The following is an 18,098-nucleotide window of genomic DNA, read 5'->3' on the forward strand; positions in this document are numbered from 1 at the left end:
ACGGATCGGCGTGACAAGAGGACGGCACATGGTGAGTGGTGAGGCAAGGCGTTGAATTCGACGACGCCCGTGTTTCGATCTCGCGGCCGACGCACGCCTTTTTCATGCACGTCGGGGTGTGGCATGGCATTTCTGGGACCGGGGGGATCAGACGGTCGGCCCGCCCCGTGAGCCCCGTTCTCCCCGGCCGCACGCGTAAAGGCCGGGTCGTCGTATGAGCGATTCGTCCAAGCGCGAGTTCGTGGCCCCGTCGGGTCCCTCCGACCCCGACGCCCCGCGTCGTTTCACCCTCAGCGCGGCCCAGCGATCGCTGTGGTTCACCCAGCAGGCGGCGCTCGATGTGCCGATCAACGTCGCCCAGTACGTCGAGATCGACGGTCCCATCGACGCCGAACTCTTCGTGCGGGCGACCAGCACGGTGGTGCAGCGCGCGCAGTTCACCCAGCTCCGGTTCGTCGACACCGAGGACGGGCTGGTCGGCGTGTACGACCCCGCCCTGCACTACTGGGCCGACATCATCGATCTCCGTGACCGGCCGGACCCGCGCGCCGTCGCCGAGGAGATGATGGCGCAGGACTATTCGCGACCCCTCGACCCCCGGGTGGACCGGACCGCACGCGGGTGCCTGTTCCGGCTGTCCGACGACAAGGCGCTGGTCTACAACCGCGGTCATCACCTGCTCTCGGACGGGATGGGCGGCAAGGACCGGATGGTCGAGGCCCTCGCGGCCTATCACGCGGCGGTCACCGGCGAGCCCGCGCCGCCCCAGAAGCCGGTCGACCTGGACCTTCCGGCCCGCGCCGACGCCGAGTACCGCCAGTCGAAGCGCTTCGCCACCGACCGCGCGTATTGGCGGGAGAACATGGCGGGCGTCGGGATCGCCGCGACCCTGGCGCACCGCCCGGGGCGTCCCGCAGCCGTTGCCAGGCGCGTCGCCTCCGCAGTGCCCGCCGACACGATGGCGCGGTTGCGTGCGGCGGCACAACACGGTTCGACGATCCTGCCCAGCGTTCTCGTCGCCGCCTTCGCGGCCTATCTGGGCCGCGCGGCCGCGCAAGGCGACGAAGTGATCTTCCAGTTCCCGGTCGCCGCGCGGACGACCGCGGCGCTGCGTGCCACCCCGCTCCCGGTCGCCAACATCGTGCCGCTGCGCACCGGGGTCACCGGATCGGGCAGCGTCGCCGACGCGCTCGCGTCCACCCAGGCCGCGCTCATGGGCGCACTGCGACATCAGCGCTACCGCGGCGAGGACATCTGGGCCGACCTCGCCGCCGACGAGTCCTCCGGGGCGACACCCCGCACGGCGGCTCAGGAACGCTCCGGGCCGATGCTCAACCTGATGCTGTTCGACCGCGAATTCCCCTGCGGCGAAGCCCGAGCCACGTTTCACATCCTGACCGTCGGCCCAGCCGACGACCTGACGATCAACATCTACCCGGTACCCGGCGAGGATCAGGATTCCTCGCTGATGATCGGCGTCGAGGCGAACCCCAACCGATACGACGACGCGGAGGTCGCCGAACACCACGGGCAGTTCCTGTCGATGCTAGACACGTTCGCCGATGCGCTCCTCCGGGCGCCGGACACCCGCGTCGACGACCTGCCGCTGCGTTTCTCCGACACCCCGGCCGGTGAGGCGCGTGCGCTGCCGGCGAACGAGGCGCCGGACGCGGGCACCGTCTGGACGGCCCTCACCGACGTCGCGCTGCGGCACCGGCATGAACCCGCCGTCGAGGTCTCTGGAACATCCTCGGACGCATCGCTGCTGACCTTCGAGCAGCTGCACGCGCGGGCTCGCGACCTCGGCGCCCGGTTGCGCACGCTCGGAGCGCGACCCGGCTCGGCGGTCGGCGTCCTGGTCGGGCCAAACGCGGACCGGGTGCTGTCGTGGTGGGCCGTCGCGGCGACGGGGGCCGCCGTGATCCTGCTCGATCCCGCAGCACCGCACTCGGTGTCGCCGGATGTCCCGGGGGTGTCCGGCGTGCTGGTGATCGCCGACGACGATGCGGACGTGCCGGCCGGCGTCCGCGCGGAGGACGTGCACACCCTGTCCGGACTGACCGGCGTCGCGCCGTCGGCGGAGCCCGCGTCGTCCCGTCCGGAGGACACCGCCTGCTTCGCCGTCGGCGCCGAGGGTGTCGTCGCACTCCCGCAGCGGGCCGTGTCCGTGCTCATCGTTGACGGCCTGTTCGCGCCGGAAACAATCGGCCACAACGTATCCGACGCGGGACAAGGACAGCTGGCGGTCACGGCGCCGACGGCCTCCTGGGCGGCCCACCTCGAGATCGTCGCCGGTGCCGCCCACGGGTTGCGGCTCGTCGAGACCGACGCCGCCGGCGTGACGCACCGGATCGTGCCCTCCGGGCTGCTTGTCGACGACCCGCAGCACGGCGCCGGGACGACGGTGCTGATCGTCGACGCCGGCGCCGCGCCGGCACCGGCCGTCCGATACGCCGCGGGCCGCGATGTGCGGACCGCCTACAGCCCTCGGGGCGTGCTGGGCCCCTACACCGCAGCGAACCGGGTCCGTTCCGACCAGCCGATCGACCGGCCCCTCCCGAGTGGACACCCGCGCGACGGCGTCGGCATCGCGATCCTCGACCACCGTCTACGACCCCTCCCGCCCGGCATCACCGGTGACGTGTACGTCGTGGGAAGCGTTGTGCCACAGTACTTCGCCGGAGACGGAATGCGTACTTCGACGACGCTCGTCGCCTGTCCGTGGCATCCCGGCCGGCGCATGCTGGTCACCGGCGACCGCGGGCACCTCGAACCGGGGACGGGACTTCTCGTCGTCGATCACCGTGCCGGCGAGATCGTCGAGATCGACGGCATCCGAGTCGATCTCGCGCTGCTCGAACGTGCCGCCGCAGAGGTCCCCGGTGTTGCGGCCGCGACCGCGACCGTACTCGGCGACGGCGACGGCGACGGGCTCGCGCTCGGACTCGTGCCCGCCCGTTCCGCGTCGTCGGAGGCGACCGAACCCCTTGATTCGCAACGGATTCGGGCGGCGGCTCGGCGCCGGGTCAACGCGGAACTCCCGGCGGTGCTGTGGCTTCGCCGGGTCACGATCCTGGATGCGGTACCGCTCGACGGGTTCGGCGGCGTCGACCGGTCTGCCGCCGCCGGGCTGATCGCCGCGGCGCCCGAAACGCCCGCCGCGCGCCGCCGTCCGTCGACGCCGATCGAACGCGCCGTTGCCGACGCGGTGACGTCCGTCCTCGGCGTGCCCGACCCGTCCCTGGACGACGAACTGGTCCAGCTCGGCGCCACGTCACTGGGATTCATGCAACTGGCCACGCACCTCGGTGACACCTTGCAGGTCGTCGTCAGCATGCGCGATCTCGGTGATGTCACGACCCTCGCCGAACTCGCCGCCGTCCTCGAGGCCTCCGCGCCGCGCCGCGCCGCGCCGGGTGATCCCGCGGGCACCGTCCGCTACCGGCCGACCCGCGCGCAGCAGGAGATCTGGCTGCTCAATCGCGCCGACCGGCAGGCGACCGTTTATCACCTGCCGGTGCATGTCGTTCTCGCCGAGGGTATCTCGGCCGACGTCGTCCGCGCCGCACTCATCGACGTCGCGGCGCGGCACGAGGCGCTGCGGACCGTGTACCCCGACACCGGCGGGGAGCCGGTCGCGGTCGTCCGCGGAGTCGACGAGGCGAGTGTGGCCGCGCCGATGACCGCGGCCACCCTCGACGCGACCGGCATCGACCTCGCCGTCGCGGCCCCCTTCGACCTGACGGTGGACCTGCCGTGGCGTGCGGTCGTCGACGAGACCGGCGAACGGACCGAGCTCGTACTCGTCGCCCACCACATCGCGATCGACGAGTGGTCGCTGCACACCGTCGTCGACGACTTCGCGCATGCACTGCGTGCTCGTCTCGACGGTGCGACTCCGGTGTGGACCGAGGACGCGGTGGCCTTCAGTGCCGCGCTGTCCGCGCGGTCGGCCGCGGTGGATGCGGCGGCCGAGGTCCATTGGGCGAAGACATTGCGGGAGGCCCCTTCTCGCATCGTGCTGCCGGAGCCGGCGCAACCGGTGCCGGCGGGACTCACCTCCGGTCCGGCGACCGTCCTGCGTCGTGACGTCGACCGTGGGGCCCGGGACCGTGCCGCTGCTCGTGCACGCGACTACGGGACGACGCTCAACACGATGCTGTGCGTGGCGCTCTCGGCCGTACTGGCCGAGTACTCGGATTCCGACGACTTCGTGTTGTCGGTGCCGGTCTCAGGACGATTCACCACCGAGGAACTACGCCCGGTCGGCATGTTCGTCGAGACGGTACCGGTGCGGATCACCGGGGTGCGGCGCCGCAGCGTTGCGGAGGCCCTCGCCCGCGTGGGCGCGGACCTGACGGCGGCGATCACCCACGCCGACGCGGCACCGACGGGGCTCGCCGATGTCATCTTCGCCTATCACGCCTCCCGGCCCGACGTCGCCGACCCGGCGGTGTTCGCCGAGGTCCAGACCTTGTCCGCCGGCCAGGCGCGAACCGCGTTGGAATTAACCGTCTTCGACGAACCGGACGGGTTGTCGATAGCGCTGACCGTCGCCGAACGCCGGGTCGACCCGATGGCTGCCGGCCACCTGCTCGACCGTTTCGTCGAGACGGTCGCCGCGCTCGGTGTCGCGACGCCCGACTCGGTCGTCGCGGGGTGCATCCCGGTTGCCGCCGCCAGGGTGCTCTCCGACCGCAGCCGCCGGACCACTCCCGTCGACCCGATCGATGCCCTGCGACGCCGTGCGCAGGCGAAGCCGGACGCCGCCGCCGTCATCGCCGACGACACCGCCCTGACCTATCGGGAACTGCTCGGTCGCGCCGAGTCCCTCGCGAACACGTTGCGGGAGAACGGGGTACGACCGGGCGACCGAGTCGCGCTGTCGCTGCCCCGGAGCGCCGAGGCCGTGATCGCGATCGTCGCGGTGCTCTTGGCCGACGCGGTGTACGTGCCCATCGAACCCGACGATCCGCCGTCGAGGACGGAGCTGATCGTCGACGCCACCGCTCCCGTCGCGGTCATCGAAGCCGGGCCGGCGGTGCGCGCCGTCGCGACGGGCGAACGTGCACAACCGGTTCCGGGTGGCGCCTACGTGATCCACACCTCCGGCTCCACCGGTGTCCCGAAAGCCGTCCTGGTGACCCGCGCGAATCTGGCGGCCATGCTCGGCGCCGCGCTGGACACGATCGCCGCGTCCGACGACGACGTGTGGAGCTGGGTTCACTCCTACGCGTTCGACTTCTCCGTCTGGGAGATCCTGGGGCCGTTGGCCTCCGGTGGTGCCGTCGTCGTGCTGGAGCGCGCCACTGTGCTCGACCCGCGCTTGCTGGCGGCGGCGATCGACCGGTACGGGGTCACCGTCTGCTCGCAGACCCCGACGGCGTTCGGCAACCTCATCGACCCGACGGTGGCGGCCGTCGCCCCGGACGCCGGATCAACCGCGTTGCGCGCCGTCGTCTTCGGTGGCGAACCGTTGTCGCCGGGGCTGTTACGGGAGTGGTCGGCCGCGCATCCGGACGTTCGGTTGGTCAACATGTACGGCATCACCGAGACGACCGTGCACCTCACGGCGGTCGACGTCGACGTCGACGACGCCCGCAGCGACATCGGTGTCCCGCTGGACGGCGTCTCGACGGTGATCCTGGGGCGAGACCTACGCCCGGTTCCGGTGGGCGCCATCGGCGAACTGTACGTGAGCGGCGACCAGGTCACGCTCGGCTATCACAACGCCCCGGCCACGACCGCCTCGCGGTTCGTCGCCGACCCGCGCGGCATTGGCCGCCGGATGTACCGCACCGGCGACCGCGTACGCGAGATCACCGGCGGCCGCATGGTCTATCTCGGCCGCAGTGACGACCAGGTCCAGATCCGCGGGCACCGCATCGAACTCGGTGAGATCGCGTCGGTGCTGCGCGAGCACCCCGGCGTCGGTGACGCGCGCGTGCTCCTCGACCCGGGTAGCCGCCGCGGCGAGGAACGGCTGCTCGCATTCGTCACCGAGGACGGCCTCGCCGACTTCGATGTGCTGGACGCCCTCTCCGCGGAGCAGATCCTCGTGTCCTGTGCGAACAGGCTGCCGGCGCACATGATCCCGGCGCGACTCGCGATCGTCGACGGCTGGCCGATGACCCCGACCGGCAAACTCGACCGCCACCGGCTCACGGGTCTGCTGCCCGAGGTGCCGACGGGACCGACCCGAGCACTGACACCGGCCGAGCAGACCGTCGCCGACGCCATGCGCGCCGTGATCGGCACGGACGCCGTGCTCGCCGCGGACACCAACTTCTTCGCGGCCGGAGGAACCTCACTGTCGGCAGCGCGACTCGCGGCCACGCTGACGGGCACGGGCGACCATGTCTCCGTCGCCGATGTGTTCGCCCACCCGACGGTGGCCGCACTCGCCGCCCACATCGAGTCCGCGGCGAGTGCGGGACGCGCGATCGCCGACGGCTCCCGGAGCGGTCTCGCCGACTTCGCAGCCACTGACGGGGTGGATCTGCCGCTCACCCCCGAGCAGATGGATCTGTGGCTCCGGTGGCGCACCGAACCGGACTTCACCGGGTATCTGATGCCGCTCGCCCTCCCGATCGACGCCGGCCCCGTCGAGCTGCGCCGTGCCCTGCTCGCGATCGTGACGCGGCACGACGCGTTGTGCACTGTGTTCCCGTCGGGTCCCGACGGCCCGGTGCAGCGTCGCCGATCCGACTCCCATGTCGCCGGCGAACTGAGAGCGCAACTGGCGCAGACGGTCTCGGTCGCAGACGTCGACTCGGTCGACGCCGCTCTGCGTACGCTGCACACGCCGATCGACCTGGCCGCCGAACTGCCTTGGCGGGTACGGATCTGCGCGGTGGGCGGGCAGACCTGGCTTCTCGTCGTCGCACACCACATCGCGGTCGACGGCGAGTCGTTCGGCATCCTGTTCGCAGAGCTGCGATCCGCCCTGTCCGGGACCCTCCCGGCGCCCGCCGATGTCGACTACCAGGAGTACTCGGCGTGGCGAGCCGGGTCGCTGGCCGCCCGGCGGACCGAGCTCGTCGCGCACTGGGTCTCGGCGTTCGATCGGGCCGTCGAACCATTGCGCCTGCCCGAACTGAACCCGGCGGCCCCACATCCGTCCGCGCCGGAACGAGCGGTGGTGCACCGTGCGCACCGGGCGCTCGATCGCACCAAGACCGGAGCACTCGACGAACTGGCGGTGGCCAGACACAGCACTCCGTTCATCGTCGTGCACACCGCGCTCGCGGCGGTGTTGACAAGGCAATCCGACGCCGAGGTGGTCACGATCGGCACCGCCCTGTCCGGGCGGATCGACCCGCGCCTGGTCTCCGTGCCGGGGCTGTTCGCCCGTGCCGTACCCCTGCACACCCCGATCGACGTCGACCTGCCGTTCGTCGACCTCCTGGCCTCGGTCACCGCGGTCGACCTCGGCGCGTTCGCGCACGCCGACCTCCCGCTCACCGAGATCACCGAGATCGCCGATCCCGGTCGGGTCAAGGCGGGCACCCCGCTGTTCGAGGTCTCCCTCGGCGCCGTCCCGGACGAGCTGGTGGCGGCGAGTCCGGCTGCGGCAGCGAGCGTCCCGTCGGACGCGAGTGCCTTCGGGGGAGTGCCGCTGTTCGGTGTGGACGTGTCGATGTACCGCCGGGACGGCGCGCTGCATCTGATGATGACGTGCACGGATGCGGTGGCGAGCGCCCCGAGACTGGACGCGCTGTGCGACCTCGTCGTCGAGACGATCCGGCGCGGGGTCCGCGAGCCGAACCGGACGGTCGCGGCGCTGCTCGCCCCGTCGGACTCGACGTCGGTGCCGGAAGCCGCGCCGCAGAATCGGAGTCGCGAGTTCGAGACGCTCGACGAGCTGCTGACCGGTGGGCTCGCTGACGATCCGGATGCGATCGCGGTCGTCGACCGACGCCATCCGGTGCCCGGGCCGGGTGTCTCGCTCACCAATTCCGACCTCGACCGCCTCGCGTCGTTCATGGCTCGCACGCTCATCGACGCGGGAATCGGTCCGGGGGACGTGGTGGTCGCCCTGCTGCCGCGCTCGGTCTTCGGCGTGCTCGCCACGGTCGCGGTCGCCCGCGCAGGAGCGGCGTTCGTGAACGTCGACCCAGCCGACCCCGCGGGGCGCCGGCAGATGATCATCGAGCGGTGCCGACCGCGTGCCGTTGTCACCCTCGCGGCGACCGCGGAATCCGTGACCGGCGGCATCCCGGTGCTCGCCCTTGACGAGTTGCTCGCCCGACATACCGATTCCGTTGCGAATGCGGCGGATTCGCTGCCGTTCGCCGCCGCCGAGCGGGTGCGCCCGCTGTCGGTGGACGACGTCGCCTACATCACCTTCACCTCGGGGACGACCGGACTGCCCAAGGGTGTGCAGGTGACCCATCGGGGCCTCACGGACTGGGCGCGCGACACCGTGGCCCGATTGCGGCTCGACTCGTCGGACGCGGTGTTGCACACGTATGCAACCGGATTCGACGCCCACCTGATGGGGCTCGTGCCCCCGCGGGTCGCCGGCGCCACGATCGTCGTGTGCCCGCCCGATGTCATGGCCGCGGACGAGCTCGCCGAGTTCGTCGACGCCGAACGGGTCAGCGTCCTGCTGACCACCCCGTCGGTGCTCGCGACCCTGCGGCCCGACGAACTCCCCGGTGTTCGTCACGTGGCGGTCGGCGGTGAACCCCTCGGCGCCGGGCTGGTCCGGGAGTGGACGGCCGGCCACACGCTGAGCAACGAGTACGGCCCGACCGAGGCGACCGTGGCGGTGAGCAGCGCGCGGTACACGGCGACTCCGGGCGGACCGATTCACATGGGCGCGCCGCTGGTGGGTGTGGGGATGTATGTGCTCGACCGTGCGCTGCGACGGGTGCCCGACCACACCGTCGGCGAACTGTACCTTTCCGGGAACTGCCTTGCCCGTGGGTATCTCGACGACCCGGCGACGACGGCCGGGGCGTTCGTCCCCGATCCGTTCAGCACCGACCCGTTCAGCGCCGGCGGGCGGATGTACCGGACCGGTGACCTCGTCCACCGTCGTCCCGACGGCACGTTCGTGATCCACGGTCGCACCGACGATCAGGTGAAGATCCGCGGCGTGCGGTTGGAGCCGGGTGAGGTCGATGCGGCGCTGTCGGGGCTGCCCGGCGTGGCGACCTCGGTGACCGCGACGCGGACCACCCCGGCGGGCGAGAAGATCCTCGTGTCGTGGGTCGTGGTCGACGGAGACGATGCGGAAGTGGCCGACCTGCCTCGTCAGCTCGCGCACCTGTTGCCGCGCAGCATGATCCCGAGTGCGATCGTCGGTGTCCCGGCGTTGCCGTTCGGACGCAACGGGAAGATCGACGTGGCGGCGCTGCCCGATCCCGATTTCGCCGGTGCGGCAGCGGGTTCGGATGTCCGCCCCGGGCGGCCGCCGTCGGGGGCCACCGAGGAACTGGTGACCGCGGTGTGGGCGGAGGTCCTCGACCGTCCCGTTCAGTCGCTGGACGCCGATTCCGATTTCTTCACCGAGGGTGGTACCTCGCTGTCGGCCACGCAGGTGACGTCGAGGCTGACGGCGGCGACCGGTGCGGACATCGGGGTCCGCGAGATCTTCGAAGCACGCACGGTCGCGGGAGTCGCGCGACGTGTCGACGAACTGCTGGCCGGGCCGGGTGATACCGGCGCCGGAAGCGGAGTGGAGTCCGGCGCGGCACCCACCCGACTCCCGGTGCCGGAGTTCCTGCCGCTCGCATATCCGCAGCGCCGCATGTGGATTCACCATCAGTTCGATCCGCGTTCGACGGCCTACCATGTTCCGCTCGTGTTGCGGATGAGTGGCCGTGTCGACCTCGCCCGCCTGCGGAAGGCGGTCGACGAGGTGGTCGCGGCTCATGCCGTCCTCCGGACGGTCCACCCGGATTCGCCGTCGGGTCCACGGCAGCGCCGGATCGAGCACCGGAGTCCGGTGCTACGGCATCACCTCGTCGACGCCGCGGCGGGTCCCGAGGGTCTCCGTCGTGACGTCGAGGACTTCCTGCGACGGCCGTTCGATCTGGAGTCCGAGACCGGGTTCCGGGCCGCGGTCTTCGAGCTCGACTCGGCGGAGGATCCGCACACCCATCTGGCGGTGGTCCTGCATCACGTCGCGATCGACGGGTGGTCGATCCGGGTGCTGCTCACGGACCTGCTCCGTGCCTACGACGGCCAGCGGCTCTCGGTCCCCGCCGACGAGGCGTTCACCTATGCCGACTTCACGCAGTGGCAGATCGCGCGCCTTGGCGACCCGTCCGATCCGCGCAGCAGATACGCACGGCAACTGCGTTTCTGGACGTCGACGCTCGCCGATGCCCCCGGCCCGCTCCGGTTGCCGGGAATCGCGGACACCGGCGGTCGGCCGCGCGACGCTGCGACCGGGCGGTTGTCGGCGTCGATCGTCGGCACGGATTCACTGCACCAGACCGCGAAAGCGATGTCGGCGAGTGTGTTCCAGGTGGCGCACGCCGCGCTCGCGACGGTGTTGGGCCGGTGGACCGGTGAGTGGGACCTGCTGATCGGCGTACCGGTGCACGGCCGGCATGCGCCGGAGTGGGAGTCGGTGGTCGGCATGTTCGTCAACACCGTGGCCCTGCGGACACGGCTGCATCCGGGGCTCCCGATCCGCGACGCCGTCGTGCGGGCTCGCGATGCCGCCCTGGCCGCCCAACCGCACAGTGAGGTCCCCTATGAGGACGTCGCCCGCACGGTCCGTCCCGACGGCCGGGAGGCCGGGGACCCGCTGATCTCGGTACTGCTGGTCAACCAGGACGTCGTGCCCCAGTCCTCCGGCGAGGTCGTGCTCGGCGGAGCGTCGGCGGGTGGCCCGGGTCCCGAGGCGGATGCCGTGATTGCCACGCTGGTCCCGGAGTACACCGCGACCGTGGACGCCAAGTTCGACGTCGAGGTCGTTCTCGCCGAACGCGACGACGAGTTGCACATCACGGTGGTGCACTCCGCCGCCGTCCCGACCGTGGTCGCGCAGGCACTTCTCGACGACTTCCGCCGATCCGTCCTCGCGGCGGCAGCCGATGCCGATCAGCCGTTCCCGGAGGTCGACGGCCCGGCCGTCGACGTCATTGCGGCCGAACGGGTATCGGGCACCGCGGTCGTGCCGGATGGTGCCGGGGCGCCGTCGCATGCGGTGTCCTCGGCCCCACTCGTCGCGGCGATCGCCGACGCGATGGCCGAGGTGCTGGAGGCCTCACCGGGTTCGGTGGGGGACGCCGACGACTTCTTCACGATGGGCGGTACCTCGCTCTCGGCCACACGGGTGACCTCCGCGCTGGGGCGCCGGCTCGGCGTCCGCGTGCCCACCCGGTTGCTCTTCGAGAACCCCACCCCGGTCGCGCTCGCACGGGCGGTGACCGAACTCCCCGCGGAGGGGACGGATGCGGGAGGCGGTTCGCCGACCGGCGCGTCGGAGGCCGACCTCGGCGACCTCCCACTCGCCCCGACGCAGCGCCGGATGTGGGTGGCCGCGCAGATGCTCGGAGCGGTGCCGATCTACGCCGTGCCCGCGGTGGTGCCCGTGCCGCCCGGAACCGACGAGTCTGCGGTCATCGGCGCGGTCGAGGCCCTCGTCGACCGCCATCCCGCGCTCCGTACCCGGTATCTCGCGACGCCTGACGGTCCCCGGCAGCGTGTTCTCGACGCCTGGCGCCCGTCCCTGCGGCGGGTGGGTGCGGCCGAGCTCACGACGCCCGCGGGGATCGGGATGCTCGGGGAGGCCTTCGATCTCACCGGTGAGCCACCGGTCCGGGTGTGGCTGGTCACCGGCGACGATCAGGTGGCCCCGGTGGCGGTCGTGGTGATCGCGCACCACATCACCATGGACGGTGAATCCGCCGGCATCGTGCAGCGTGAGCTCGCGTCGCTGCTGGCGGGTCTCGACCTCGGCCCGGCGCCGACGGGTTTCGCGGCGGTCGCCCGGCAGATGGCGGCCGACGACGAGCGATCCCGGGTTGCCCTGGTGGACTTCTGGCGGCGCGCGCTCGAGGGGCACAGCGGCGAGCTCGACCTCGCCCAGCGCCGCCCCGTCGTTCGGGACCTGCGGACCTCGACGACCGAGTATCTGCTGGACGATGCGGTCGGACAGGCGATTCCGGCGGCCGCGCGCCGGGCGTCGGCGAGCGAGTTCCACATCCTGCACGCGGCGCTGGTGCTGGCCCTCGCGGTGCAGTCGGGGTCCGATGACATCGCGCTGGCCACGCCCGCCTCGATGCGCCGCGACTCCGACACCGCCGGCACGGTCGGCATGCTCATCTCCACCGTCGTGTTACGCACCCGGATTCGCCCCGGCATGACCGTCGGCGAGCTGATCACGGCGGTCCGCGACGACGACCTGGCGGCGCTCGATCATGCTGCGATCGCCTTCGACGATGTGGTCGCCCTGATCGATCCGCCGCGCGTCCCCGGGCGGCATCCGCTGGTACAGGTGGCGTTCTCGATGGCCGATCCGGAGATGCCCGGGCCCGACCCGGTAGACACCGGCGCGCCGACGTGGATGTCGCCGCGCAGCGAGTTCGACATCCACGTCGAGGCGGTGCCCGACGCCGGCGGCTGGCGGTTGCGCGTCCACCACGGCCGGGAACTGTTCGACGAGGGCACGATCCGCGCTCTCGGCGAGCGAGTGGTCGCCGCGGTCGCCGCCGTCGTGGGGGAGCCGTCACGTCGCCTCGCGGCCATCGAGCCGCTGACCGGCGCCGAACGACGCTTCGTCGCCGACCGAGCGCGGGCGTCATCGACCACGGGGGCCGAACCGCTGCTGGCCGAGCTCTTCACGTCGGCTGTCGAGGCGTACGGCGACCGTCCCGGCATCGCCGACGAGCACCGGTCCCTGACCTACCGCGAATTCGACGGGTGGGTCTCGGTGACCGCCCGCGCGATGCGACGTCGAGGGCTCGGTGCCGGCGACGCGGTGGCCGTCGTGGTGCCGCGGTCGATCGAGTCGGTCGTCGCGATCTGGGCGGTCAGCCGGATCGGCGCGGTGTGCGTACCGGTCGACGTCACCTACCCGACGGCCCGGATCGACCACGTGGTCGCCGGCGCGTCCGCGAGTGTGATCACGCCCGCCGACATCCCCGCCCAACCGACGGAACCGGTTGTGTCCGAACCGGTCACATCGGTGTCGCGCGACGCGCTGGCCTACGTCATCACCACGTCGGGTACCACCGGGACCCCGAACATCGTCGGGGTCACCCATCGCGGTGTACACCGCGTGGCCTCGCTCGGCGACGTCGAACCAGACGACCGCGTCGGGATGGCCATCAGTCCGGGATTCGACGCCACGTTCCACGACATGCTGTTGCCACTCGCCGCCGGCGCGACCCTCGTGGTGGTCCCGGCCGGGATCACCGGCGGGGACGACCTCGCCCGGTTCCTCGACCGCACCGGGGTCAGCGTCTTCACGGCGACGCCTTCGGTCGTCCGCACACTGCGACCGGCGGCGATCGGTGCGCTGCGCCTGGTGTACATCGGCGGCGAGGCACTCTCGGCCGATCTGGCCGCGGTGTGGTCGGAGCATGCCCAGGTTCTCAACATCTACGGCCCCACCGAGACGACGGTGACCGTGTCCACCAGTGCATTCCGGCGCGGCGACCCGATCCGACTGGGGCATCCGCGCCCGGGCATCGGCGCCGAGGTGCTCGACGCCCAGCTGCGCCACGTCCCGCCGGGTGTCGTCGGCGAGTTGTACATCGGCGGAACCGGGGTCGCCCGTGGCTATCTCGGTGATCCGGCGCTCACCGCTGCGACGTTCGTCGCCGGCGCCGACGGCGTGCGCCGCTACCGCACCGGGGACCTGGTGCGGTGGGATCGCGACACCGGCGAGCTGGTCTACGTCGGCCGGGCGGACCGTCAGGTCAAGATCCGGGGTCAGCGAGTGGAACCCGCCGAGATCGACGCGGTGATCGTGCGGGCGGGCGCCGAGCGCTCGGTGACCGTCCTGCGGCCGGGTCCGGTCGGACCAGCGCTCGTGTCCTATGTGGTGGCACCGTCGGTGCCGGCCACCGAGCTCCGGGCCGCGTGCCGATCGTCGCTGCCGCGGCACATGGTGCCGAGCCGGATCGTCGTACTCGACGACCTGCCGCTCAGCGGCGCGGGCAAGATCGACGTACGCCGACTGCCCGAACCGGTCTGGTCGGAGTCCGTGCGCGAACCGGGAACCGCCACCGAGGCAGCGGTTCTCGACGCCTTCCGGGCCGTGCTGGGCGACGCGGCGGCCGGTCCGCACGCGGGCGCAGACGGTGCCGGGACACCCATCGGCATGGACGACGACTTCTTCGCCGCCGGTGGGCATTCGCTCGCCCTGCTGCAGTTGCGGGACGAACTGGCCCGCCGGACGGGCCGGGTCGTCGACGCGGCGGAACTCTTCGGTCATCGCACCCCGGCCGAGATCGCCCGGCTGCTCGACGACCCGGAAGGCGGCGTCAGCGGCCGACGCGTCGTGCCGCTGTCGCCCGGCACCGGCCGACGACCCGAGGTCTGGTGTGTGCACACCGCGACCGGGATCGTCGAACCGTTCCGGGCGCTGGGCGAGTCCCTGCCGTCGGCGTCGGTGTTCGGCCTGCAACTGCCCGAACTCGTACTCGCCGAGCGGGATCTTCCGACGACGATCGAGGGCATCGCGGCACTGCACGTCGAGGCCATCCGGGCGACCCAGCCGCAGGGACCGTACCGGGTCGTCGGCTGGTCCGTCGGCGGCATCGTCGCCCATGAGATCGCGCGCCGGCTCGTCGAACTCGGCGAAGAGGTCGCGCTGCTGGTGCTGCTCGACGCGCGGACGCCGGCCGAACTGACCACTGTGGACGACGCGGAGCTGCGAGCCGCCGATCACCCCCTGCGTGCCCTGGCCGAGCAGCACGACCCCGACGCACTGCGGCGGTTCGAGGACCGGACGAGGGGCCTGGCCGCGGCGGCGCGCTCCTACGACCTGCGTCCGGTGGCCGCCGGTAAGGTGCTCTACGTTGCGGCGCAGGACAACCCGGACCCGGACGCCTGGAGGCGTGCGGTCGATCCGGCCGGACGGGCCGTCGTCGACGTGCTGCACGCCGGCACGACGCACGCAGAGCTGGGGCATCCGGACGTATTGGCGCGGGTTGCCCGCAGAATCGAGGAGGAATGGTGACCGGATCCGAAGCGGCGACGCCGCAGATGTCGATCCTGTTCGTGTGCACGGGCAACATCTGTCGTTCACCGATCGGCGAACGCGTGCTGACCGGCCTCGCCGGCCGGGCGGGTGTCCCCGTGACGTCGTCGAGCGCCGGTGTCGGAGCGCTCAACGGGCAGCCCATCCATCCGCACGCCTCCGCCGTCCTGGTCGAGAACGGTTACGACGCATCGGGGTTCGAGTCCCGGTATCTGCGTCCGCCGATGCTCACCGAGGCCGACCTCGTGCTGTGCATGAGCCGCGAACACCGTGCCGCCGCGCAGCAGATGGCCCCGGCACGCTGGAAGCGGGTCTTCACGCTGACCGAGTTCGCCGCGCTCTGCGACCTCGGCGCGCTGCCGGAGATCATCGCCGGGCGTGGACGTCTCGATCCGAACTCGGACCTGCTCGACATCGTCGACCCGATGGGCCGTCCGCGCGAGGACTTCGACCGGGTCTTCGCCGAGGTCGAACCGAAGGTCGAGGCGTTGGTCACGTGGCTGGCGGCGCCGGGAGCGAAGCGAGCGGGCCAATCGTCCGCCGAGCAGGCCTCCGCCACTCGAGCGGGCCGGCACGCGACGGGGGAGAGCCGATGATCCGGCGGCTGGCGGCCAACCGCGTCGTCCAGGTCGTCGCGGTGGTGCTGCTGCTCGTCGCCGCCGCGCTGATCTGGCTGGCGTACTCGGCATTCCAGGTCAGAGACGACCTGGAATCGGTGCGCGCGGATGCGAGCAGGGCCCGGGCGTTGATGCTCGACGGCGATCAGGCCGGCGCCCGTCAGGCGGCCGAGGCGGCGTCGGTGCGGGCCGAGGACGCCCAGGACCGTGCGAACGGTTTCCTGTGGTCGGCGGCTGCGGCGGTGCCGGTCGTCGGATCGCCGCTGAAATCGGTGCAGCAGATGAGCGATGCCGTTGCGGCGCTGTCGGCCGACGTGCTGGTGCCGGCTGCCGACCTCGCCACCGTGCTCGACCCGAATCGCCTGCGCACCGGCAACACCGTGAACCTGGCACTGCTGCGGGATGCGCAGCCGGCGCTGAAGTCGGTCGCGGAGGAGTCGGCGGCGGTGGCCGCCCAGGTCTCGGCGATCGAACCGAGTTGGCTGGGCGTCGTGGCTGATGCCCGGGCTCAGCTCGCCGAGCAGGTCGAGGCTGCCGACTCGACGGTGCAGGCGACGAGCATCGCGGCCGAACTCGTCCCGTCGATGCTCGGCGCCGACGGTCCGCGCAACTACTTCATGGCGTTCCAGACACCGTCCGAGGCTCGTGGCACCGGCGGCCTCGTCGGTGGTTTCGCGGTACTGAACGCGACCGGGGGCCGGGTGACCATCCCCGAGCTCGGTGCGAATTCGGAGTTCCGCGACCCGGCCACCCCGCAGATCAACCTCGGCCCCGAGTACGACGCGATCTACTCCTACTACCGCCCTTACACCGACTTCCGGAACGGCAACCTCAGCGCCCACTTCCCCGACGCCGCGCAGATCTGGCTGGCGAACTGGCGCGCCCAGACCGACCGCCAACTCGACGGGGCGATCGCGCTGGATCCGATCGCGCTGAAGTATGTTCTCGAGGTCGTCGGCCCGGTGTCGGTGGGGCGGGAGAAGATCACCGCCGACAACGTCGTCCCGATCACGCTGTCGACGGCCTACCAGCGCTTCGCCGACGACAACGCCGCGCGAAAGGACTACCTGCAGGCCATCTCTCAGGCCGTGGTGAACAAACTCGTCACGTCCGGCGGCAGCACGCGGGATCTGCTCGAGGCGCTCGGCCGTGGCGTGCACGAGCGGCGGATCATGGTGTACAGCACCGATGCCGAGGATCAGAAGATCCTCGAGTCGACGAAGCTGGGTCACCAGATCTCCGACACGTCGTCGCCCTATCTGCAGGTCGCCATCGGCAATGCGTCCGGAACGAAGCTGGACTATTACCTGCGGCGCGAGATCAGCTACACCTCGGGCGGGTGCGAGGGTGACACCAGAGAGTCGACGATCACGGTGAAGCTCACCAACACCCTCGACACCACGGACACCACCGACTACGTCGCCGGCAACCTCGGGACCGAACTGTCGGTGAAGAAGGGCACCAACCTCGCCAACGTCGAGTTCCTGGCGACGAAGGGCGCGGTCCTCAAGGAGATGACCCTCGGCGAGGGCGGGGCCTTCTACGTCGAGCAGGCCCTGCACGGTCGGCCGTACTACTCGACCCGCGTGGGCATCGCACCGGGCGAGACCGCCACCATCGTGCTGAAGATCGACGAGCCGACCTCGGCACACGGGGACGCCGAGGTCCCGATCCAGCCGCTCGTCGACGACCCGACCGTCACCGTCGACGTCCCGGCGTGCGGGCCGGAGAACTGACTGGGCCAAAGTGCCCTGAAACTTCTGGCCGAACCCGGGGGCTCTGCGTAGCCACTAATCACTAGTCGAAAGAACGACCAGCCCCCCTGCTCCTTGAGGAGCGCCCGCAGCTTGCGGAGGGTGCGTCAGCCCTGCTCCCTGAGGAGCGACCGGAGCTTGCGGAGGGCGCGTCAGCCCTGCTCCCTGAGGAGCGACCGGAGCTTGCGGAGGGCGCGTCACGAAGGGTCTTCGCAACTCGTCTCGCCGAGACCCTTCGTGACGCTCGCAAGCTCGCTCCTCAGGGAGCAGGAATTGGGCTCGCAAGCTCGCTCCTCAGGGAGCGGAGGGGGACGCTCGCAAGCTCGCTCCTCAGGGAGCGGATGGGGACGCTCGCAACCTGGCTCCTCAGCTCAGGGAGCAGGGGGGAAGCTCGCTCGCAGAGCGGAGTTCTCTCGTGGTCCCGACGGCCCGTCCCCGGCCGACGATCTGACCGGGAACGGAGCCGACTGGGGCGTCACTGTGGAGTTGTCAAGGGACAGATGCGATCCCGGGCGATGGCCGGGTGCGAAAAGGTGTTGCGCGAAAGTGTGTGTC

At 71.3% G+C, this 18,098-nt stretch carries 3 protein-coding genes; all 3 read left to right on the forward strand.

Annotated elements, in window-relative coordinates; all coding sequences use genetic code 11:
- Window positions 1-214: 214 nt before the first annotated feature.
- Genes M4D77_RS04675 through M4D77_RS04685 form a run of 3 tightly spaced genes read left to right on the forward strand, consistent with a single transcriptional unit; the run spans window position 215 to window position 17,525 of the window.
- Entirely contained in the window at window positions 215-15,151 is a 14,937-nt protein-coding gene (locus M4D77_RS04675) for a non-ribosomal peptide synthetase (RefSeq protein WP_259935643.1), read from the forward strand.
- Window positions 15,145-15,768 (forward strand): low molecular weight phosphotyrosine protein phosphatase, encoded by a 624-nt coding sequence (locus tag M4D77_RS04680; RefSeq protein WP_240198862.1) that lies wholly within the window; start codon window positions 15,145-15,147, stop codon window positions 15,766-15,768. Before M4D77_RS04675 ends, M4D77_RS04680 begins: the two co-directional genes overlap by 7 nt.
- Complete coding sequence (locus M4D77_RS04685; RefSeq protein ID WP_259935644.1) at window positions 15,765-17,525, forward strand: DUF4012 domain-containing protein; 1,761 nt, start codon at window positions 15,765-15,767, stop codon at window positions 17,523-17,525. The genes M4D77_RS04680 and M4D77_RS04685 overlap by 4 nt, the downstream gene beginning before the upstream one ends.
- Window positions 17,526-18,098: the final 573 nt, after the last annotated feature.

This window comes from Gordonia sp. p3-SID1431, assembly GCF_025143765.1.
In the GTDB taxonomy this organism is placed as follows: Bacteria; Actinomycetota; Actinomycetes; order Mycobacteriales; family Mycobacteriaceae; genus Gordonia; species Gordonia hongkongensis.

Coding starts and splice junctions, on each gene's coding strand:
- M4D77_RS04675 (WP_259935643.1), top strand. CDS start 215: ATGAGCGATTCGTCCAAGCGCGAGTTCGTGGCCCCGTCGGGTCCCTCC.
- M4D77_RS04680 (WP_240198862.1), top strand. CDS start 15,145: ATGGTGACCGGATCCGAAGCGGCGACGCCGCAGATGTCGATCCTGTTC.
- M4D77_RS04685 (WP_259935644.1), top strand. CDS start 15,765: ATGATCCGGCGGCTGGCGGCCAACCGCGTCGTCCAGGTCGTCGCGGTG.